Below are 18,905 nucleotides of genomic sequence, written 5' to 3'. Positions count from 1 at the left end.
TTAAACGATGCCTATATTATAAAATATGATTTAGGATATTGATTCTATAATGCCACGCTAATCAATTTGTTGTACCTTCATTTGATTACCTGCAAACAACATAATCCACGTCGCTATAATAAAAGGAAGCGTAAACACTGGCAAACCGAACGGCGTTAATAAAGTCGTCATGCCCGCGTGTAATACAACTGTCAAAAGGATTCCTAAAACAATGCTGACATATCGTTGAATCCTAGTACGGAAAGCAACACCTAAAGCCAGCACTGTAAGTATGACATTATATCCAAATAATCCATCATTAATTTGATCATGATTTGCACCAAGCACTAATACAGCAGTAAAACCAATTAAATTGGCTACTATAGCAAATAAACCAGCCTTTCTTGAAGCAATAAAAATACCTATAAGAATCAATAATCCTGCCATAATACTCTTCAACAAGAATATTTCACTAAAGCCTGATAAAAAAGCATTTATAAAATGTATACTATGTCCTGAAAATTGTATCTCTTGTACTATATCAGGCAATATATTGACATCTGCATTTACAAACTTAAATTGAAATGACATTAGTAAGATTACCCAGCTAACAAACACATATGGCATAGTTAACATAGGCACACCAAAAGGCTTAAAAAATTCTCTAAATGCTGAGCCGATTGGCATTGTAATCACAATTGCTATAAAAGCAATTAATATACTGTACCATTCTGGCACTAAAAATAGTGTCAATGCAATTGCTGTTAGTACTGGATTGAAACCTGCTAATCCCGTATTAATCTCTTCTTGTGAGTAATTTGTTCGTTTCGCTAATAATAATGCAATAATACTCGCAGCTAAGGCCATAATACCAACTTTCCAATTTCCTACGAATAAACCTAATAAAATAAATAGCCCTGTCCATGCATTATCTAAGAGCAGTACTTGTGCGATGTTCTTTAATATGATTCGAACAGCGTTCACATTGTCACCTAGTTTCTATACTTATTCCACCATACAATATAATATATTATACCGGATAAAATTTAAAGCAATACATATTTAATTTCAACCCTATTTTTTTCGTCATTAATTTAATTCAGAGGGTTATTCTTGTAGTATACGTCCAATCGTCTTATTATTAGATTAGTCACATACTATATATTTATTTTATAAAAACGTCGAAAGGTAGTGAGCATGTGCATTTTACACAACGTGAACAAGACAAACTAATGTTAGTTATTGCAGCGGATTTAGCTCGTAGACGTCAACAAAGAGGTCTTAAGTTGAATTATCCTGAGGCAGTTGCCATTATAAGTTTTGAGTTATTAGAAGGTGCAAGAGATGGAAAAACTGTTGCAGAACTTATGAGTTACGGCAAGCAAATACTAGGTGAGGATGATGTAATGGAGGGCGTTTCAGATATGTTAACCGAAATGGAAATTGAAGCAACTTTCCCTGATGGTACTAAATTAATTACCGTTCATCACCCAATTGTGTAGAGGAGGAAGTTAATTATGAAACCTGGCGAAATTATAGTTAAACGTACAGAAATTGAAGTTAATCGCGGACACAACGCTACTATACTCGATGTAAAAAACACAGGAGATCGCCCTATTCAAGTAGGTTCTCATTATCATTTTTTTGAAGCGAATCCCGCCTTACAATTTGAACGAGAAAAAGCTTATGGGAAACGTTTAGACATCCCTGCTGGTGCCGCAGTGCGTTTTGAACCTGGTGACGAAAAAGAAGTTCAGCTCGTTGAATATAGCGGTAAAAGAAGAATTTTTGGTTTCCATGGTGAAGTGAATGGACCTATTGACGAGGCGCGTGTTTATAAGGCTGAAGATGACGACAGCGCTACAGAAGTTATAGCTGAAGAAAATAAAGTCAGCGAAAATGCTAATAAAGAAAGTGGGTATAACAGATGAGTTTTAAAATGACGCAATCACAATATACAAGTCTATATGGCCCTACTGTCGGAGACTCTGTAAGATTAGGAGATACCAATTTATTTGCTCGTGTCGAGAAAGATTACGCAACATATGGTGATGAAGCCGCATTTGGTGGCGGTAAATCAATCCGTGACGGTATGGCTCAGAACCCTAATGTGACACGTGATGATAAACAAGTAGCAGATTTAGTAATTACAAATGCGCTAATTCTTGATTACGATAAAATTGTTAAAGCAGATATTGGTGTCAAAAATGGTTATATTATGAAAATAGGTAAAGCTGGCAACCCAGATATTATGGATAACGTAGACATTATTATTGGTGCAACTACAGATATTATTTCTGCAGAAGGTAAAATAATAACAGCTGGCGGTATCGATACTCACGTCCATTTCGTAAATCCTGAACAATCTCAAGTTGCCCTTGAAAGTGGTATTACAACGCATATCGGTGGTGGGACAGGAGCATCTGAAGGTGCTAAAGCAACTACTGTTACTCCAGGCCCTTGGCATTTACATCGTATGTTACTAGCAGCAGAATCGTTACCTTTAAACATTGGTTTTACTGGTAAAGGCCAAGCAGTTAACCATACTGCTTTAGTAGAGCAGATACATGCTGGCGCTATCGGTTTAAAAGTACATGAAGACTGGGGTGCGACACCTTCAGCATTAGATCATGCCCTTCAAGTTGCTGACGATTATGACGTTCAAATTGCATTACACGCAGATACATTAAACGAAGCAGGCTTTATGGAAGAAACAATGGCTGCGGTTAAAGACCGTGTACTGCATATGTACCATACAGAAGGCGCAGGTGGCGGACATGCACCTGACCTAATTAAATCCGCAGCTTATTCCAACATACTACCATCTTCCACAAACCCTACTTTACCTTACACTGTAAATACAATTGATGAACATCTAGATATGGTTATGATTACTCACCATTTAAATGCTTCTATACCAGAAGATATTGCTTTTGCAGATTCACGTATTCGTAAAGAAACGATTGCTGCAGAAGACGTATTACAAGATATTGGTGTATTTAGTATGGTTAGCTCTGATTCACAAGCTATGGGACGTGTCGGTGAAGTAATTACAAGAACTTGGCAAGTTGCACACCGTATGAAAGAGCAACGTGGTTCACTAGATGGTGACAGCGAATATAATGACAATAATAGAATCAAACGCTATATTGCGAAATATACAATTAACCCTGCTATTACTCATGGTATTTCAGATTACGTAGGTTCAATCGACGAAGGTAAACTCGCTGATATAATTATGTGGGAGCCCGCATTCTTCGGCGTTAAACCTGATGTCATTGTTAAAGGTGGATTAATAAACACTGCAATTAACGGGGATGCTAATGGTTCTATCCCAACTTCAGAACCACTAAAATACCGTAAGATGTATGGTCAACTTGGAGGAAATATGCAAGGTACTTCAATGACATTCGTATCTACTACTGCTTATGAAAATGATATTGGCAAATTATTAGGTTTAAAACGTAAATTAAGACCTGTGCATAATATTCGTAAGCTAACTAAAGCAGATATGAAAAATAATAGTGCAACGCCAAAAATAGACGTTGATCCGCAGACATATGAAGTATTTGTAGATGGTGAAAAAATCACGAGTGAACCAGCTACAGAACTACCATTAACACAACGTTATTTCTTATTCTAGGAGGTTAAAAATGATCATCGAAGAAATCGTAGGTAATATTGCTAACATTTCAGATAGCGATAAAGGAAAACATATAGAAAAAGTATATTTAGAAAACTCTGATTTAGTTAAACGCATTCAACGTGTTAAAACAGATCACGGTAATGAAATTGGTATCCGTTTAAAACAGCCAATCGACTTACAATATGGAGATATTTTGTATAAAGATGATACTAATATGATCGTCGTAGATGTAAATTCTGAAGATTTGCTTGTAATTAAACCTCGCTCTTTACAAGAAATGGGAGATATCGCTCATCAACTTGGTAATAGACATTTACCTGCGCAATTTACAGAAACTGAGATGCTCGTTCAATATGATTACTTAGTCGAATCACTATTGAAAGATTTAGGAATACCATATGAACATGAAGATCGTAAAGTTAATAAAGCATTCAGACATATAGGTCATTCACATGATTGATCACGCACACCTACGCTTGTTTCAATTTTGTGATTCACAATTTCCAACAGGTGCTTTCAGCCATTCATTTGGACTTGAAACTTATATCCAACGCGATATCGTTCATGATGAACAAAGTTTTCAGCAATGGCTCATACTTTTTCTAAATGAACAATTAACTTATGCTGATGGCTTAACGATGCGTCTCGTATACAATGCGCTCGAACAAGATGATACACAAGCTATTTTACGATTAGATCGTATCCTTTTTGTACAAAATATACCAAAAGAAACACGGCAAGGTTCTAAACAGATGGGTAATCGTATGGTGAAACTTGCTTCTGAGCTATATGATAGTGATTGGTTAGACTGGTATCATGCTCAAATGCTTGATAAAAAAGCGATATTACACCCCGCTATTTGTTTTACTATGCTTGGCCATCATCTCGGGGTCGATATAGAAACGATTATTGATTACTATTTATATCAAAACGTGTCTAGCCTTACTCAAAATGCAGTACGCGCAATACCCTTAGGTCAAACTGCTGGGCAACGTATCGTTCATCAAATGATACCTATCATGAAAGATACTAGAGATCATATTATGACTTTAGATGAATCACAACTTGGTATTACTGCACCAGGTTTAGAAATCAACCAGATGGAACATGAAAACGTGAACGTAAGAATTTTTATATCTTAGGAGGTCAAACTTTATGACAGACACAATTAAAATAGGTGTTGGTGGACCTGTTGGTGCAGGAAAAACGCAACTTATTGAAAAAATTGTAAAACGCTTAGCAAAAGACATGAGTATTGGTGTCATCACGAATGACATTTATACAAAAGAGGACGAAAAAATATTAGTTAATTCTGGCGTATTACCTGAAGACAGAATTATCGGTGTAGAAACGGGTGGTTGCCCCCATACAGCTATACGTGAAGATGCCTCAATGAATTTTGCTGCAATTGATGAATTAAAAGAACGAAACGATGATATCGAACTTATTTTCATCGAATCTGGTGGCGACAATTTAGCTGCTACTTTCAGTCCAGAATTAGTAGATTTCTCTATCTATATTATCGATGTTGCTCAAGGGGAAAAAATCCCTCGAAAAGGTGGACAAGGTATGATTAAATCCGATTTCTTTGTTATAAACAAGACTGACTTAGCACCTTATGTTGGTGCGTCATTAGAACGCATGGCCGAAGATACAAAAGTATTCCGTGGCAATCGTCCTTTCACTTTTACAAATCTTAAAACAGATGAAGGTTTAGATGAAGTTATTGAGTGGATAGAACAAGACGTATTTCTTAAAGGGTTAGCTTAATGTCTGATGGACAGAATCAATGGACCGGCCAATTAGATTTAACTGTCTTTAATAATGGCAAGAAATCGGTGGCGCGTGATATTTTTTTCGAAAAAGCCTTAAAAGTCATGCGACCAGTTTATTTAAATAACTCTGATATACCTACATTTTATATTGTAAATGTAGGTGGCGGTTACTTAGATGGAGATCGTTACAAAATGGATTTTAATATTGAACCTAATGCAAAAGTTATCTTAACTTCACAAGGTGCTACAAAAATTTATAAAACACCTAATGATCATGTAGAACAATACCAAAACTTTAGTATTCAAGATGATGGATATGCTGAGTATGTAGGCGATCCAATTATCGCTTTTGAAAATGCAAAATTCTATCAACATAATACTTTTCATTTAAAACCTACAGCTGCATTATTTTATACAGACATATTAACTCCAGGTTATTCTAAAGATGATAAAAAATTCAGTTATAAGTATATGCACCTATTAAATGAAATTTATGTTGATGATGAATTGGTAGTTTTTGATAATACTTTGCTTGAACCATCCAAGAATAAAGTCGATGGGCTTGGTTATATGGAAGATTACACACACTTAGGGTCGTGTTATTTTATACACCCTAATGTAAATCAAAAATTAATCGACAGTGTTTATGAACAAATCAAGCATTATCAACAGCAATATGATTGTCGTTTCGGCATCACTAAGTTACCAACACACGGTTTTAGCATTCGAATATTATCAAACAAAACACAAATAATAGAAAAAATATTGACGACCTTACAAGAATTTGTAGTAAAAACAATATTTGATCGTGATGTGGATTTTTTAAGAAAATATTAAAAACTATAATCTAAAGGAGAGCCCAAAATTTTGCGCTCTCCTTTTTATATTAATCTAGTTTGATAATTTAACTAACGACTAATCTAAATAACACTTACTGTAAAACTCATGGTATTATAATTAAAAAACTAAATTATATTCAAGAACCACACAAGACTAGATACTAATAATACAATCGTCGTAATATAAATTGTTAATTTTTGACTTTTTTTCAATTCATTTTCTTTTTTAGTAAACAAACTAAATAATGTCCCATCTTTCCCCATTAATAAAGTAATAGAATAAATAAGTAAAACTAAAGATAAAATAAATAATATTAATGCAACGAACACCATAAAATCCCCCTCCCATCTGAGTAACATTCACTAAAATTACTAATTGTCATACCATCTTAACCTAGTTTATTAATAAAGAATACCAAATGCTTTTTATAAATAAACAAATTGTTAACTCTGTACTTTTATTATTGCTACAATAGTAAAGGCTAATAAATAATTTCTGGTAGGAGTGATCTTGTGATAGAAGAATATATTTATAAAAACACAGTACAACCATCTTGGATAGATAATAATAATCATATGCATGATGCGCAATATTATTCCGTATTTAGTGATGCAGTCGCTGGATTTTTGGAACATATTGATTTTTCAACTGATTATCGTCACAGCCAAGACGTTACAATATTTAACGTTGAAGCGCACATTTCTTATTTAAAGGAACTATTACTTCACGATGCTTTTTACATCAAGATTCATATTTATAATTATGATGCTAAACGGATACATTTATTCTTAACTATGTTCAACGCAAATAATGAACGCACTGCTACATATGAAGCGATGATGATGGGGGTTAACAACCATACTAGAAGTAGCACAGAATTCCCAACACCTATTCAAGAAAAAATTAAAAATTATTTTGATCAACAACAACATTTTGATGCACCTAAACAATTAGGTCATGTTATTCAAATACCTCAAAGTAAATAGTGCATTGCGACATACTTCGCTTTTGACATCATATCTCTCTATTGATACCATAAGGTAGAATGACCATTCTATTTTGGAAGTGTGAGATACTATGTCGCAGAAGAAACAAGATATACTGAGTGTCGCGGAACGTTTATTTTATGAGCATGGCTTTCGTGGTGTTGGTTTAAAGCAGATTATTCAAGAAGCAAATGTTGCAACCATGACACTATATAACCATTTTGAATCTAAAGATAATTTAGTAGCACAAGTATTAAAACAAAGAGAAGCACGCTATTGGCGTTATCTCGATAGTTTCGTCGAAAAACGCCCAGATAAGCCTTTTATTTCAGCCGTTCAAGCACATTGTCAATGGCTTAATGACTACTCTTATAAAGGTGATATGTTTATGCGAGCGATTGAAGATTATGCTGATACTGATAATGAAATCGAAAGCACTGCAAGAGGACATAAAGCACGCCTGTTGCATTATTTAGAAAAACTCGCTAACGATGCAGGTATTGATAACGGCTATGATCTCGCTGTACAATACACATTGTTATTAGAAGGCACAACTTCAATGACTGCATTACTGGGGTCTAAAGAAGCTACTGAACATGCTATTACTATGGCAAAGTTATTATTACATGAAGCGCATAATCAATAAATCATAGACGAGTAGGTACTAGTATTCGAAAGAATCACTACCCTACTCGTTATTTCAAAACAAAAATAGAATGAACATTCTATATATTTTTATCTTTTATTAGAATGAACATTCTATATAAATGTGGAGGTATTTTATGAAATTTTCAAAACTTGTATTACCAGGTATCGCTATGATTGCTACGACTTATGGCTTGGGCAGATTTAGTTTTGGTCTCTTTCTCCCAGAGATTTCCACAGACTTAAGGTTAACAGCTTCTCAAGCGGGTATGATTTCATCACTATTTTATTTGGCCTATTGTTTTACAATTATTTATTCTACGTTGAAAACTGACAAGGTCGGCCCTAAACGGATGATTATCTTTGCAGGGCTTTCTGTATTAATTGGCTTAATTCTAATAGGCTTCTCATCAGATGCAATCATACTTTCCTTAGGTGTCATATTTGCTGGAGCTAGTACTGGATTAGTATCACCACCCTATGGTTATACAATTTCTTTATGGATTAAAATGCAAGATCAAGGCAAAGCAAATACATGGATTAATTCAGGTACAAGTTTAGGTTTAGTGTTCACTGGTATAACTGCTATGTTTATCTTTCTTGATTGGCGTGACACCTACCTAATCTATGCATTTATATCATTAATTGTATTAACTTGGAATTATATTATAATTCCAAGTCTACAACAGGATATTAAAATCGATACTGGTAGTTTGAATATCAGAGATATTTCCGCTAGTAAACGTATTGTAATGGCTTCTACAATACTCGGTGTTTCAACTGCACCATTTTGGACCTTTTCAAAGTCATTTGTTCAACTTACTGGTCATTACTCAGATATAGCTCTTTCTATATTTTGGATTTTAATTGGTATTTTCGGGGTGATTGGCGGTATATCTGGAGCTATTATCGATAAGAAAAGTCTTCATTTTGCGTTTAATATCGGCGTAATTGCGTTAGCATGTGCCACAGTTTTACTAGCATTCACCCCAAATATATGGTTACTCCCATTTATTTCATCTTCATTATTTGGTATGAGTTATATATTTTTAACAGGTGTTTTACTTGTTTGGGGGATTAAATTATTTGTAAAAAATGCTTCGTTAGGTATAGGTATTCCTTTTTTACTATTAGCAGTTGGACAAATCATCGGTTCTTCTTTCGCAGGTGTATTCATAGATATACTAAGCTACAAACAGACTTTTTTAATATATGGCGTAATTGGTTTCATACCTCTATTAATTTATCCTAAGGTTGAAATTACCAAAAGCAAAGTACCTAAAGGATACTATAGCAAATTACAACAAACCAATGCTGATGTTTTAAATTCAGAACGTTCTTTTGAATTTGAAACACCATCGCAAACAGAATATAACAATAATTAAGCTATTCAATTTCGTATAAATTGAAAATAACCCAGTTTTCTTCTGAAAATGATCAGACCCTTTAAAGAAGTTTTTAACATCTTCTTTAAAGGGTCTGATTAAATGAAGTATTTCCTGGGTTATCTTTATATCTAATTAATTTAAAGTACTTAGTGCTGTTTTTAAATCTTCTACTAAATCTTCTGTATCTTCAATACCAACAGACAAACGAATCAAGCCGTCTGCAATGCCTTCTTTCTCACGAATATCTTTTGGTATAGATGCATGCGTCATTAACGCAGGTACGGAAATTAAACTTTCTACCGCACCTAAACTTTCAGCTAACGTAAAATACTTAGATGCTTTAATTACTTGCTTAGCACTTTCTATATCTGCAACTTCAAATGCAATTACACCTGTATGCCCTTCTGCTTGGCTTTGATGAATATCATGATTTAAGTGAGTAGCAATACTTGGGTGGAATACTTGTCTAACAGCATTATGTTCTTGCAACATTGCTATAATTTCAAGGGTATTGCGTTGTACTTGTTCCATACGTATACCTAAGGTTTTAATACCTCGAATTAATAAATAACTATCTTGTGGTCCAAGTACACCACCTGTTGAATTTTGAATAAATCCAATACGTTCTGCTAATGCTTCGTCATTTGTAGCAACTAAGCCAGAAACAACATCACTGTGACCTCCGAGATATTTTGTTGCAGAATGCAATACAATATCGATACCAAATTTTAATGGATTTTGGAAATAAGGTGTCATAAACGTATTATCTACGACGGAAATCAAATTATGATTTTTAGCTAGCTCGGCAGATTTTTTAATATCTGTTACACGTAATAATGGATTAGATGGTGTCTCAATGTATAACATTTTCGTTTCAGGTTTAATATATTGTTCAATTTCGTCAATTTTCGTTGTATCAATAAAATCAGCTTCTATACCAAAACGAGTAAACACTTTAGATAATGCTCTATACGTGCCACCATAAACATCTGAATTAATTAATAAATGATCACCTTTATCTAACAACATAATAACTGCTGAAATGGCTGCCATACCAGAACCGAATGCATAGCCAAATTGCCCTTCTTCTAAATCTGCAATTAGCCCTTCCAACGCAGTTCTTGTAGGATTCGCAGACCGTGAATATTCGTAACCTTGTCTCATATCCCCAATATCATCTTGAATATAAGTACTCGTTTGATAAATTGGTGTCGTTACTGCGCCTGTGTATGGGTCTGTTGTCACGCCGCCATGTATTAATTGTGTTTTTTTATTCATAATCATTCTCCTTATAATTTAAGATTTGTTTTGACATATATCGGTCACTTCCGTCAGGAAAAACTGTGACAATAACACCTTTGTTAATATGTTTTTTTATGTCTAGTGCTCCCTGTAGCGCTGCCCCTGATGAACTGCCAACTAAGAGCCCTTCTTGTTGAGCGATTAATTTTACATTTTTAAATGCGTCATCATCGCTGACTTTTATAATATCCGCTACTAATGTTTCAGGTAAAAATGATGGCCATTGTTCAGAACCAATGCCTTCTATATCATGTGCATGTGCTTGGCCACCGCTTAAGATAGATCCTTCAGGTTCTACTATGACACTTTCAATATTAAATTGAGATAAATGTTCAGCAATACCTGCAAAGGTTCCACCAGATCCTACACCACCGACAAAATAATCAATGTCATCTAGTTGGTCCGTAATTTCCTGTGCTAAGGTATATTGATAGGCTTCAGGATTATGTTTCGATTCAAATTGATTTAAATAAAAAGCTCCCGTTTTTGATTCGAATTCTCGTGCTGCTATTTTTGCACCTTCCATACCAAGTTCTTGTTCTGTTCTTATTACTTTCGCTCCTAAAGCTTTTATAATAGACACTTTTTCTTCAGAGAAACCTAAAGGCGCAAAGATTACACTATTTAGACCATAATAGTTGGCTGCAAGAGCAACGCCGATGCCCGTATTACCAGCTGATGCTTCAACTACTGTATCGCCCTCATGAATCGCACTATCTTTCAAAGCTACCTCGATTAAATGCTTCCCTAATCTATCTTTTATGCTACCGCCAGGGTTGAACTGTTCTAACTTTGCATAAATTTGAACGTCTTTATTACTAAATGATTTTAAAAGTACAAGCGGTGTGTTTCCTATTAAGTCAAAACCAATCATTTTTTCCTCCATGAATTAACCATTTCCATTCTTTTTCACAATATCCTACTATAACGATAAGAATTATAAACAATTTCTCTTCTCTTTGCAACCTCTTTGGATTAAATACATTGTAAAAAACACAAATTAATTCTTACTTTTTTAATAAGAAATAGTTGAAAAGGTTAAAAAGCTCTTGTATAGTGAAAATTATCAGAAAATTCTAATTTTAGGAGGATTTATATCATGACTCAAAACCCTTGGCATTTAGATACACTTTCCATCCACGGCGGTCAAGTAACAGATGATTTTTCAAAATCACGTGCAGTTCCTATTTATCAGACTTCTAGTTATGTATTTGATAATACTGAACATGCGAGAAAGCTTTTTGCTTTAGAAGAACCTGGCAATATTTATACTAGAATAATGAACCCAACGCAAAATGTTTTTGAAGAACGTATTGCAGCACTTGAAGGTGGCATCGGAGCTTTAGCGACGTCTTCAGGACAAGCTGCAATTCATTTAGCACTCTTAAATATTGTAGAATCTGGAGACGAAATTGTAGCTTCTTCTAACTTGTATGGAGGAACTTATAATTTACTAAATGTTACTTTTAAAAAATTAGGAATCAAAGTTCATTTTGTAGACCCAAGTGATGCTGAAAATTTTGCACACGCTATTACCGATAAAACAAAAGCTGTTTATGCTGAAACTATAGGTAATCCAAAAATTGATGTGTTAGACATTGAAGCAGTCGCAACCGTTGCCCATCAAAATAACATCCCTTTAATTGTGGATAATACTTTCCCAACACCATATTTACTACGTCCTTTTGAATTTGGTGCAGATATTATTGTACATTCAGCAACTAAATTTATAGGTGGTCACGGTACTTCTATAGGTGGTGTTATTGTAGATAGTGGTAATTTCAATTGGGATAATGGTAAATTCCCAGGCCTTGTGGAACCTGATTCAAGTTATCATGGCATTTCATATGCTAAAGATGTTGGAGAAGCAGCCTATATAACGAAGGCACGTGTACAATTATTACGTGATTTAGGTTCAGCAGTGTCACCGTTCAACGTTCATGAATTTTTATTAGGATTAGAAACTTTACATTTACGTTTAGAAAGACACTCTGAAAACGCCTTGCGTGTTGCACAATATTTGGAACAACATCCAAACGTAACTTGGGTGAATTATCCAGGATTAGAAAACAATAAATATCACGATCTTGCCCAAAAGTATTTACCCAATGGTCAAGGTGCAGTGCTCACATTTGGTGTAGACGGTTCTGTTGAAGATATTGCAAAATTTGTTGATGCTTTAAATCTATTCTCTCACTTAGCAAATGTTGGGGATTCTAAATCTTTAATCATCCATCCTGCTAGTACTACACATTTACAATTATCACCTGAAGAACAACAAGCTTCAGGCGTTGTACCAGAACTTGTAAGATTATCAGTTGGAACTGAAAATATTGATGACATAATTAATGACCTTGAAAAAGGTTTTAAAGCATCACTTGAAAATTAACGTAGGAATTTTCTTAGTGATGCTTATGCAAAAGATTACTTTTGTATTCCTTTAAACACTTGAAAATTAGCGTAGCAATTTTCTTAGTGATGCTTATGCAAAAGAACACTTTTGTATTCCTCTAACCACTTGAAAATTAACGTAGGAATTTTCTTAGTGATGCTTATGCAAAAGATTACTTTTGTATTCCTTTAAACACTTGAAAATTAACGTAGGAATTTTCTTAGTGATGCTTATGCAAAAGATTACTTTTGTATTCCTTTAAACACTTGAAAATTAACGTAGGAATTTGCTTAGTGATGCTTATGCAAAACAAAACTAAACTAAAAACTAGGTTAATACTAAAAAGGCTGAGGCAAATTAATTGCCTCAGCCTTAATCATATATCATATGTAAAAATGAATAGTGAAGTACAATACATAGGTTCCTCCTATCCACCAGTCAATGAACTTTTTAGACTCCCTAGGACTATGACCTCACACAAACCTAAGCCTCCCCTCTATATTCGCTATACCTTTATCTATGCTTTATATTTCATATTGAATTTGTAAATTAATATTGGGATAATAATCATATTAATCGCATAAGTTGGGGTGTTCATTTGAGTGAAAATAAAGACAAGTTAACCGTAAGTGTTATCCTATTAGCTGGAAAGATACTACTTTCCTCTGGTGCTGAAGTATCAAGAGTAGAAGATACCATGCGCCGCATCGCAATTTGTATGGGCTATTATAATAGCCAAGGTTATGTAATTAATGTGTTCATCAACTTTTCATTAAGCGAAGAACATGACACACGTATATTACGCATAAACAAAAACAGCACCAACTTATTAAAAATATTTCAAGTTAATTCAATTTCTAGACAGCTTACCAGTAACCAACTATCTATTGATCAGGCTTATATTCTATTAAAAAATATCGATCGCGCTAATTTAAGTATTCCATTATGGAAAAAGGTAATGGCTGCAGGAATAATTTCATTAAGTTTTCTATATTTACAAGGGGGAACCTGGGCAGATGCAATCACCACAATTATTGCCGGGTCAATTGGTTTCTTAATTGTTGAATATATGCAGAGTAAATCATTGACGATGTTTATTCCTGAATTTGTGGGTTCTTTTGTACTTGGTATGCTGGTTATTTTGGGGTCCAATTTATTTAATGTCAATAAAATGTTCGGTCCAGCGATGATTGCAGCTGTTATGCCAATAGTTCCAGGTGTACTAATAACAACAGCTATTCAAGATTTGTTCGGAAGACATATGTTAATGTTTACAGCCAAGTTCTTAGAAGCACTTGTAATCGCATTTGCTATAGGGTCTGGCATTGCTATCGCTTATCTCATCTTTTAAAGGGGGGATCGTAATGACGATTCTATTCACATTTCTATGTAGTTTCAGTGCATCTTACTTTTTCAATGTGATTTACGATGCACCTAGAAAAATATTCTTACCTGCCGGATTGGCTGGCGCTATGGGTTATTCCATAACTTTTATTTTAGAAAGAAACTTTCATATGGATAGTATATACACAAGTTTGTTAGGAAGTTTAACACTAGGTTTAATAGCACATATCTTAAGTCGTGTTTATAAAGCACCAGTTGTGTTATTTATGATTCCTGGTATTATACCTTTGGTCCCTGGTAGCATTGCCTTTAGAGCGACCCAGCAACTTGTGACGCTCAATTTCACAGATGCTACAAATACATTTATTCGTGCTATTTTGATTGCTGGATCAATTGCTCTAGGCCTGTTACTTTCTGACCAGTTATCGAAGACACTCAATATCCGTAAATTATTATTAGTGAAAAGAAACAAATTATAAAAAGTTCCACAGTGCGCATGTGATTGAAATATAAATAATGTTTCTGTCTCAACTCATTATAATGGTAAAGATGACTAGAGTTGAAAAAGCCTTTAAAAGATGTTTTTCAACTCTAGTCTCCATTGCCTCGGAGAGAGAACAGAACCTTTTCATCAAAAATAGATTTCTGTATCACTCCCATAGACACTAGAAAGCCTTTATTTATTTTTGTTCACAAAATAAAGCCCCGTTAGCACATTCGCATCTAAATCACTTATTCTGACTACTATTTCTCTATTTTGAATCAAGTGATGTTTTTGTGCATATGCTTCAATTCGCGCTTTATAAGGTAATGAACTTTGTGTTACACCACCTCCAAGTACGATATCATATACGTTGAAGATACTATATAGGTTCGTGCATAACTTTTGTGTTAAATCTATTACTTCTTCTATCATCTGTACGATTTGCTTATTTTCTCCTGCATTATATAGTTCTATTGCTTCTCTCGTACTAACTTCTTTATTAAGCAATACACCTGCTTTTCTACTTATTGCTAGTCCAGAAATTTCATTTTCGACGCAACCATATTGTCTACAAACAGGGCATAGGTAGTCACTATTATCTTTAATAATTGTATGACCAATCTCACCGAAATTACCATCGCTACCAGAAACTAGCTTGCCATTTCTCATATATGCCATGCCAACACCTGTACTTATAGTTAAATATATAAAATCTTTTGTGCTCGATGAAACATAGCGTTGTTCTGCTAATATAGCAGCATCCGTATCATTTACAAAATATGGTTTGAATGAACTATGTTCAGTGATGAATTTACCTGCCTTAAAGCCATTGTATCTTTGCAAATTAGGAGGATTTAAAAAAACACCCTGAGTATAATCACACGGCCCAGGCATAGCAATATTTAGTACTTTATCATCCACATGTTCAACACTTTTTAAGTAAGTGTTAGCTATATTGATTATTTCAGTAAACTGTTGTTCAGGATTATCTATATACGTTTCAAATTTATGGCTCTCTATAATTTCTAAATCTTCATTAATCAAACCTACAATTGTCTTTGTTCCACCTATATCTGTACAAATTTTCAGCATGGTAATTACCTCCTATGATTACATAGATAGGCAGAGATAACTAAAATTATCTCGCCTTTAACTTTTTTATACATAGCTAACGATAAATGTCATCTCACCTTTAAATGTTATTTCTTCATCCTCAGTCGTCAGTATAAAATGTGCCCCTTTTTCTAAAGTAATAGTTTCATTATTTACCGTAACTTCGCCATTGCCCTCTACAATAGATACTAGACAATATGATTGTGGTTTTGTATAAGTTAAATGACCATTGATTATCCATCTTTCCACTGTAAAGAACGTATTAGATACAAATTGCGTATAATCCTGACCTTGAATCATTTCATGCTTAGCTGATGTATTGGGTGAGCTAGCCGAAAGGTCAATTACCTCTTTGCTTTCTTCTAAATGAAGCGCTCTTTTATTGCCATCCTTATCAGTTCTATCGTAATCATAAATGCGGTAAGTAGTATCAGAAGATTGTTGTGTCTCTAGGATTAATATCCCTTCTCCTATTGCGTGCACGGTACCCGCTGGCACATAGAAGAAGTCTCCTGCTTGTACTTTAACTGATTTGAATAATGCATCGAATTGTTTGTTATCAATCATTTGATTTAACTCATTTTGATTCTGTGCATTTACACCGTAAATAATTTCTGCATCTTCTTTTGCATCTAAGATATACCAACATTCAGTCTTACCATATTCACCTTCATACTTTTGCGCATACGTATTATCTGGATGTACTTGTACTGACAAATTATCATTTGCATCTAATATTTTAGTTAATAATGGAAACTTATCTTCTGTAGGATTTCCAAATAATACTTTGTCTTCTGCCCAAACTTCATCTAATGTTTTACCTTTATGACGTCCATTCTCAATAATGTTTGGACCGTTCGGATGTGCTGATATCGCCCAACATTCTCCAGTATGATCATTAGGTATATCATAGTTAAATGCTTTAAGTGCATTGCCTCCCCATATTCTTTCTTGAAAAACAGGTTTTAATAATAATGGCATTTATTCCTACCTCCCACTTATATTTCTTTAAGTAAGTCGTACATTTGTTGAGTTTGTGTTGCTTCAATTAACTGCTTGCGAATATTGTCGTCCATTAATGTTCGTGATAGTCTTTGTAACAGTTTTAAATGTGTATCGCTGCTATCGTTAGGTACTGCAATTAGAAATACAATATTAGGCAATGTGCCATCTAAACTCTCCCAGTCGATACCATGTTTATTATTCATTACAGCGACAACAGGTTGTTTCACTGCTGATGATTTTGCGTGAGGTATTGCAACATGCATCCCAATTGCTGTCGTTGCTTCTGCTTCACGTTTTAGCACAGCGTCTTTCAATTCTTTTTTATCCGTAATGTAATCATTCTTATCTAGTTGATCTATGAGATCGTCTATCGCTTCGTCTCTTGTATTTTTCTTATCAACTATTTTAATAACATTTTTATCAAATACATCAACTGTGTTATTTATCTGCTCAGTTGTTTTTTCTTTATTTATATTCGTTGTAGTATGTGTTGTAGCACTGGCTTCTGATTCGTTATCTTGTTGTTCCGTTACCATTCCTGTTGCAATACCATTAGTATCAATAGCTAATGCTGGTGTTTTTTTTCTTAAAAACAGCACCGAACTCATCGTGACAAGACTTCCAACTATCACAGCAATAAAGAACCATAAAATCTGATCTATACCACCTAAAACAGCTACAATCGGACCGCCATGAGCCACTCTATCGCCTACACCACCTATTGCTGCAATAGCTGCTGCTACCATTGCCCCTACCATATTGGATGGAATAATTCTTAATGGATCTTGTGCAGCGAAAGGAATAGCACCTTCTGTAATACCAAATAATCCCATAGTAAATGAAGCTTTCCCCATTTCTACTTCACCTTTATTAAATTTGCGTTTATTAATAAACGTAGCTAAACCTAAACCAATAGGTGGTGTACAAACCGCTACTGCAACCATTCCCATTACAGCATAGTTACCTTCAGCAATTAGCGCTGAACCAAATAAGAAAGCAACTTTATTTACAGGGCCTCCCATATCAAATGCAATCATCGCTCCTATAATTAATGCTAAGATTACAATGTTAGTACCTTGCATACCTTTCAACCAAGTTGTCAATGCTTCAAAGATACTCGCTATTGGTGCACCAATTAAGAATATAAATATCAATCCCACAATGAGTGATGAGATAATAGGAATTATTATAATCGGCATAATGGGCGCCATTACTTTTGGTATTTTTACATTTTTAATCCATTTCGCAATGTAACCTGCTATAAAGCCAGCAACAATACCACCTAAAAAGCCAGCTCCAGCATCACTACCGTAGAAGCTACCGTCAGCCGCTATAGCGCCACCAATCATACCTGGTACAAGTCCAGGTTTATCAGCAATACTCATTGCAATGTAACCAGCCAATATAGGAACCATAAAACTGAAAGCTAAATTGCCTATATTTTCAACTGATTTCCAAAATGAATCTTCTGGAATCACCAAACCTTTTGAAGTTGCTTCTCCACCAAGCGTCAGAGCAATCGCCATTAACAATCCACCTACAACGATAAAAGGAACCATAAACGATACACCGTTCATTAAATGCTGATAAATCATCTGAATACCTGTTTTGGGTTTATCTTCTTGGCCAGACTGACTAGCTCCATCAGTTACATGATGGATATGAGCATCTTTATCAATAATACGTTGAATCAATATTTCCGGTTTATGAATACCTTCTCTAACGCTTTCATTAATTAATAACTTCCCATCAAATCTTGATAAATCTACTTGGCGATCTGCTGCAATAATAATGCCGTCCGCTTCTTTAATTTCTTTTGTTGTTAAGACATTTTCTGCACCTACACCACCTTGTGTTTCAACCTTGATATGTACGCCCATATCTTTGGCAGCTTGTTCCAATTTTTCTTGGGCCATATACGTGTGCGCAATCCCATTTGGGCACGACGTAATCGCTAAAATTTTCATAACGTTCATCCTCCTCAAATAAATTGTAAGCGTATTCAC

The 18,905-nt window shown here is 34.6% G+C and carries 20 protein-coding genes; 13 read left to right on the top strand and 7 right to left on the bottom strand.

Features of this window, described 5'->3' with window-relative positions:
• Nucleotides 1-57: 57 nt before the first annotated feature.
• Nucleotides 58-963, bottom strand: coding sequence for an urea transporter (gene yut, locus ACM591_RS02690; RefSeq protein ID WP_029378144.1), 906 nt, complete (start codon nucleotides 961-963; stop codon nucleotides 58-60).
• A gap of 215 nt (nucleotides 964-1,178) precedes the next feature.
• Between yut and ACM591_RS02685 the strand changes: the two genes are divergently transcribed.
• Genes ACM591_RS02685 through ACM591_RS02655 form a run of 7 tightly spaced genes read left to right on the top strand, consistent with a single transcriptional unit; the run spans nucleotide 1,179 to nucleotide 6,237 of the window.
• A complete protein-coding gene (locus ACM591_RS02685; protein WP_029378143.1) occupies nucleotides 1,179-1,481 on the top strand; it encodes an urease subunit gamma in 303 nt (100 codons plus the stop codon).
• A 15-nt stretch (nucleotides 1,482-1,496) separates the two neighbouring features.
• Nucleotides 1,497-1,910, top strand: a complete 414-nt coding sequence (locus ACM591_RS02680) for an urease subunit beta (RefSeq protein WP_029378142.1) — start codon at nucleotides 1,497-1,499, stop codon at nucleotides 1,908-1,910.
• Nucleotides 1,907-3,622: an urease subunit alpha gene (gene ureC, locus ACM591_RS02675; protein ID WP_029378141.1), complete on the top strand. Its 1,716-nt coding sequence runs from the start codon at nucleotides 1,907-1,909 to the stop codon at nucleotides 3,620-3,622. The genes ACM591_RS02680 and ureC overlap by 4 nt, the downstream gene beginning before the upstream one ends.
• 10 nt (nucleotides 3,623-3,632) lie before the next feature.
• A complete protein-coding gene (ureE, locus tag ACM591_RS02670; RefSeq protein WP_029378140.1) occupies nucleotides 3,633-4,085 on the top strand; it encodes an urease accessory protein UreE in 453 nt (150 codons plus the stop codon).
• Entirely contained in the window at nucleotides 4,078-4,767 is a 690-nt protein-coding gene (locus ACM591_RS02665; protein WP_081225186.1) for an urease accessory protein UreF, read from the top strand. Before ureE ends, ACM591_RS02665 begins: the two co-directional genes overlap by 8 nt.
• A gap of 13 nt (nucleotides 4,768-4,780) precedes the next feature.
• Nucleotides 4,781-5,395, top strand: a complete 615-nt coding sequence (gene ureG / locus ACM591_RS02660; RefSeq protein ID WP_017723828.1) for an urease accessory protein UreG — start codon at nucleotides 4,781-4,783, stop codon at nucleotides 5,393-5,395.
• On the top strand, nucleotides 5,395-6,237 hold the full coding sequence (locus tag ACM591_RS02655; protein WP_326026007.1) for an urease accessory protein UreD: 843 nt from the start codon (nucleotides 5,395-5,397) through the stop codon (nucleotides 6,235-6,237). Before ureG ends, ACM591_RS02655 begins: the two co-directional genes overlap by 1 nt.
• A gap of 128 nt (nucleotides 6,238-6,365) precedes the next feature.
• Here the strand turns inward: ACM591_RS02655 and ACM591_RS02650 are convergent, their stop codons facing one another.
• Nucleotides 6,366-6,572, bottom strand: a complete 207-nt coding sequence (locus ACM591_RS02650; RefSeq protein WP_029378137.1) for a hypothetical protein — start codon at nucleotides 6,570-6,572, stop codon at nucleotides 6,366-6,368.
• 180 nt (nucleotides 6,573-6,752) lie between these two features.
• Here ACM591_RS02650 and ACM591_RS02645 point away from each other — a divergent pair, with 180 nt between their 5' ends.
• The 3 genes from ACM591_RS02645 (at nucleotide 6,753) to ACM591_RS02635 (ending at nucleotide 9,256) form a co-directional block, all read left to right on the top strand.
• Nucleotides 6,753-7,226, top strand: coding sequence for a thioesterase family protein (locus ACM591_RS02645; protein WP_029378136.1), 474 nt, complete (start codon nucleotides 6,753-6,755; stop codon nucleotides 7,224-7,226).
• A 91-nt stretch (nucleotides 7,227-7,317) separates the two neighbouring features.
• Nucleotides 7,318-7,872, top strand: coding sequence for a TetR/AcrR family transcriptional regulator (locus tag ACM591_RS02640; protein ID WP_029378135.1), 555 nt, complete (start codon nucleotides 7,318-7,320; stop codon nucleotides 7,870-7,872).
• A gap of 136 nt (nucleotides 7,873-8,008) precedes the next feature.
• Nucleotides 8,009-9,256: an MFS transporter gene (locus tag ACM591_RS02635; RefSeq protein ID WP_135059165.1), complete on the top strand. Its 1,248-nt coding sequence runs from the start codon at nucleotides 8,009-8,011 to the stop codon at nucleotides 9,254-9,256.
• A gap of 135 nt (nucleotides 9,257-9,391) precedes the next feature.
• Here the strand turns inward: ACM591_RS02635 and ACM591_RS02630 are convergent, their stop codons facing one another.
• Together ACM591_RS02630 and ACM591_RS02625 are read right to left on the bottom strand one after the other, a co-directional pair.
• On the bottom strand, nucleotides 9,392-10,537 hold the full coding sequence (locus ACM591_RS02630; protein WP_058625512.1) for a bifunctional cystathionine gamma-lyase/homocysteine desulfhydrase: 1,146 nt from the start codon (nucleotides 10,535-10,537) through the stop codon (nucleotides 9,392-9,394).
• A complete protein-coding gene (locus ACM591_RS02625) occupies nucleotides 10,530-11,435 on the bottom strand; it encodes a PLP-dependent cysteine synthase family protein (RefSeq protein WP_216714953.1) in 906 nt (301 codons plus the stop codon). Before ACM591_RS02625 ends, ACM591_RS02630 begins: the two co-directional genes overlap by 8 nt.
• Nucleotides 11,436-11,660: 225 nt before the next feature.
• On the opposite strand from ACM591_RS02625, the gene ACM591_RS02620 reads away from it, so the two are divergent.
• The 3 genes from ACM591_RS02620 (at nucleotide 11,661) to ACM591_RS02610 (ending at nucleotide 14,776) form a co-directional block, all read left to right on the top strand.
• Nucleotides 11,661-12,950, top strand: coding sequence for a homocysteine synthase (locus tag ACM591_RS02620; protein ID WP_029378131.1), 1,290 nt, complete (start codon nucleotides 11,661-11,663; stop codon nucleotides 12,948-12,950).
• Nucleotides 12,951-13,551: 601 nt separating this feature from the next.
• The gene (locus ACM591_RS02615; RefSeq protein WP_029378130.1) at nucleotides 13,552-14,304 is read left to right on the top strand and encodes a threonine/serine exporter family protein; all 753 of its coding nucleotides are present in this window, start codon (nucleotides 13,552-13,554) and stop codon (nucleotides 14,302-14,304) included.
• 13 nt (nucleotides 14,305-14,317) lie between these two features.
• Complete coding sequence (locus ACM591_RS02610) at nucleotides 14,318-14,776, top strand: threonine/serine exporter family protein (protein ID WP_029378129.1); 459 nt, start codon at nucleotides 14,318-14,320, stop codon at nucleotides 14,774-14,776.
• Between the two features lie 197 nt (nucleotides 14,777-14,973).
• On the opposite strand, the gene ACM591_RS02605 is transcribed toward ACM591_RS02610, so the two are convergent.
• The 3 genes from ACM591_RS02605 to ACM591_RS02595 form a co-directional block, all read right to left on the bottom strand.
• Nucleotides 14,974-15,873, bottom strand: coding sequence for an ROK family protein (locus ACM591_RS02605; protein WP_029378128.1), 900 nt, complete (start codon nucleotides 15,871-15,873; stop codon nucleotides 14,974-14,976).
• Nucleotides 15,874-15,939: 66 nt separating this feature from the next.
• Nucleotides 15,940-16,875, bottom strand: a complete 936-nt coding sequence (gene manA, locus ACM591_RS02600; protein WP_038679203.1) for a mannose-6-phosphate isomerase, class I — start codon at nucleotides 16,873-16,875, stop codon at nucleotides 15,940-15,942.
• A gap of 17 nt (nucleotides 16,876-16,892) precedes the next feature.
• Entirely contained in the window at nucleotides 16,893-18,866 is a 1,974-nt protein-coding gene (locus ACM591_RS02595) for a PTS fructose transporter subunit IIABC (protein ID WP_069796952.1), read from the bottom strand.
• Nucleotides 18,867-18,905: the final 39 nt, after the last annotated feature.

It is taken from the genome of Staphylococcus sp. Ze2 (genome assembly GCF_048568365.1).
Taxonomy (GTDB): Bacteria; Bacillota; Bacilli; order Staphylococcales; family Staphylococcaceae; genus Staphylococcus; species Staphylococcus xylosus.
This window is presented reverse-complemented; position numbering and strand designations above follow the sequence as displayed.

Excerpts from the sequence above, each read along its gene's own strand:
- ACM591_RS02680 (WP_029378142.1), top strand. The coding sequence starts at position 1,497 with ATGAAACCTGGCGAAATTATAGTTAAACGTACAGAAATTGAAGTTAAT.
- ureC (WP_029378141.1), top strand. The coding sequence starts at position 1,907 with ATGAGTTTTAAAATGACGCAATCACAATATACAAGTCTATATGGCCCT.
- ureE (WP_029378140.1), top strand. The coding sequence starts at position 3,633 with ATGATCATCGAAGAAATCGTAGGTAATATTGCTAACATTTCAGATAGC.
- ACM591_RS02665 (WP_081225186.1), top strand. The coding sequence starts at position 4,078 with ATGATTGATCACGCACACCTACGCTTGTTTCAATTTTGTGATTCACAA.
- ureG (WP_017723828.1), top strand. The coding sequence starts at position 4,781 with ATGACAGACACAATTAAAATAGGTGTTGGTGGACCTGTTGGTGCAGGA.
- ACM591_RS02655 (WP_326026007.1), top strand. The coding sequence starts at position 5,395 with ATGTCTGATGGACAGAATCAATGGACCGGCCAATTAGATTTAACTGTC.
- ACM591_RS02650 (WP_029378137.1), bottom strand. The coding sequence starts at position 6,572 with ATGGTGTTCGTTGCATTAATATTATTTATTTTATCTTTAGTTTTACTT.
- ACM591_RS02640 (WP_029378135.1), top strand. The coding sequence starts at position 7,318 with ATGTCGCAGAAGAAACAAGATATACTGAGTGTCGCGGAACGTTTATTT.
- ACM591_RS02635 (WP_135059165.1), top strand. The coding sequence starts at position 8,009 with ATGAAATTTTCAAAACTTGTATTACCAGGTATCGCTATGATTGCTACG.
- ACM591_RS02630 (WP_058625512.1), bottom strand. The coding sequence starts at position 10,537 with ATGAATAAAAAAACACAATTAATACATGGCGGCGTGACAACAGACCCA.
- ACM591_RS02625 (WP_216714953.1), bottom strand. The coding sequence starts at position 11,435 with ATGATTGGTTTTGACTTAATAGGAAACACACCGCTTGTACTTTTAAAA.
- ACM591_RS02620 (WP_029378131.1), top strand. The coding sequence starts at position 11,661 with ATGACTCAAAACCCTTGGCATTTAGATACACTTTCCATCCACGGCGGT.
- ACM591_RS02610 (WP_029378129.1), top strand. The coding sequence starts at position 14,318 with ATGACGATTCTATTCACATTTCTATGTAGTTTCAGTGCATCTTACTTT.
- ACM591_RS02605 (WP_029378128.1), bottom strand. The coding sequence starts at position 15,873 with ATGCTGAAAATTTGTACAGATATAGGTGGAACAAAGACAATTGTAGGT.
- manA (WP_038679203.1), bottom strand. The coding sequence starts at position 16,875 with ATGCCATTATTATTAAAACCTGTTTTTCAAGAAAGAATATGGGGAGGC.
- ACM591_RS02595 (WP_069796952.1), bottom strand. The coding sequence starts at position 18,866 with ATGAAAATTTTAGCGATTACGTCGTGCCCAAATGGGATTGCGCACACG.